The organism is Streptomyces sp. NPDC046900, assembly GCF_040644975.1.
Classification (GTDB): Bacteria; Actinomycetota; Actinomycetes; order Streptomycetales; family Streptomycetaceae; genus Streptomyces.
Genome location: NZ_JBEYXD010000266.1, coordinates 1 through 1,115, shown reverse-complemented (window position 1 = coordinate 1,115; position 1,115 = coordinate 1). Strand labels below are relative to the sequence as shown.

General features: G+C 70.0%; 1 protein-coding gene. It reads right to left on the bottom strand.

Annotation, left to right across the window (positions count from 1 at the left end; all coding sequences use genetic code 11):
• Positions 1-61: 61 nt before the first annotated feature.
• Positions 62-1,018, bottom strand: coding sequence for a transposase family protein (locus ABZ904_RS51350; RefSeq protein ID WP_361006558.1), 957 nt, complete (start codon positions 1,016-1,018; stop codon positions 62-64).
• Between the last annotated feature and the right edge of the window lie 97 nt (positions 1,019-1,115).

Genomic DNA, 1,115 nt, shown 5'->3' with positions numbered 1-1,115 from the left:
ACGGGCTGCCCCGCGATTGATCACGGGGCGTGTTGGCCTGGGGAGTTGGCTGGTGGGTGATTCAGCAGGCGGCTGTGCGGACGGGCACCAGTTCGGTGCTCGTGCGGCGGCGGGTGGGCCGCTGGGCGGCGCGGTCGGAGACGAGGGACGCGATGGCCTGGTGGGTTTCGCCGTAGGTTTCGCGGCGGCCGGTGTATCGCTGGATCGGGCGCCACTGGCGTACTTCGGCATTGGCGTGCTCGACGCAGATCCGGCGGGAGGACTGGCGGCGCTTGTGCTCGCGCCAGCCGTAGTACTCGGTCACGGGCCCGTCGCCCATGTCCTTCGGTTTGCTGGGCGGGGCCGAGACCTGGTCGGGGAACTCGTTGGCCAGGCCGCGGTAGCCGTCGTCGACCTCGGCCTTCACCTCCGGATGCTGGCGGAACTGCTCGGCGATGCCCTCGGTGCGCATCGCGGTCTGGTCGTGCATCCGTCCGGGCCGCTCGGCCCCAGACCACAGGGTACGGCCCTGGTGGTCGCTGATCGTGGTGGTCTTGATGGTGTTCTGCTTGCGCTTGCCTGACACGAAGGCCCGCCGTCCCGGACGGCCCGCCCGTGGGCGGCGGACCTGGGTCTCCATCCCGTCGATCCGCAAGGTCACGTTCTCGGCTTCGGCGTAGGCGAACACATCGGCCAGTGTGCGCAGACGTATGCCGGGACGGTCGGGGACGGCGAAGCCACGCTCGGCCAGCAGCGGGCGGATCTCACCGATTGCCCGGCCGATGGTGGACGAGCCCACCTCGTAGATCACCCCGAGGGCCTCGTGGGTCAGCCCGGTCCGCAGATGGGCGAGCGTGGCCAGCAGTCGGTCGGTGAAGACGAGTTCGTACTTCGGCCCGGCCCCCGCCTCCCGCTTGCGCGCACCCTCGCGCCGCTGACGGCGCCCGGACTCACAGCGCGCTTCCCAGCGCGACGCGAGCTCGGCCACCAGCGCACCCAGGTGCTCACGCGAGAGGCCGCAGAAGGCATGATGGGACATGGCCGCGCGGGCCAGTTTGATCTTCACACACCAGACAACTCGCGCGGCCTTCTCCATGTCCCCGTACGTGACCAAGATCAATCGCGGGGCAACCCGT

Bases quoted from the DNA above. Each gene is read 5' to 3' on its own strand.
- ABZ904_RS51350 (WP_361006558.1), bottom strand. From the start codon at position 1,018: ATGTCCCATCATGCCTTCTGCGGCCTCTCGCGTGAGCACCTGGGTGCG.